The sequence below is a fragment of the Staphylococcus sp. EG-SA-14 genome (assembly GCF_017151935.1).
Classification (GTDB): Bacteria; Bacillota; Bacilli; order Staphylococcales; family Staphylococcaceae; genus Staphylococcus; species Staphylococcus aureus.
Genome location: NZ_JACVZM010000088.1, coordinates 1 through 254, shown reverse-complemented (window position 1 = coordinate 254; position 254 = coordinate 1). Strand labels below are relative to the sequence as shown.

The 254-nt window shown below is 39.4% G+C and carries 2 pseudogenes; one reads left to right on the top strand and one right to left on the bottom strand.

The window, feature by feature from the left end:
* Positions 1-138 (top strand): annotated as a pseudogene (locus tag IDG63_RS14415) (hypothetical protein); the annotation flags it as partial.
* Here IDG63_RS14415 and IDG63_RS14410 read toward each other — a convergent pair.
* A pseudogene (locus IDG63_RS14410) lies at positions 93-254 on the bottom strand (hypothetical protein); the annotation flags it as partial. The pseudogenes IDG63_RS14415 and IDG63_RS14410 sit on opposite strands and share 46 nt — an antisense overlap.

Below are 254 nucleotides of genomic sequence, written 5' to 3'. Positions count from 1 at the left end.
AAAGTCGTTCAAGATCAAATTGCTTTAGCAATCAACGAAGAAGTATTAGCACTTGAAGCTGCAGGAATCAAAGTTATCCAAGTTGACGAACCTGCATTACGTGAAGGCTTACCATTACGCTCTGAATGTAATGGTAAGCCTTCACGTAATGCAGGTTCGTCAACTTGGATAACTTTGATTCCTGCAGCTTCAAGTGCTAATACTTCTTCGTTGATTGCTAAAGCAATTTGATCTTGAACGACTTTACGTGGTAA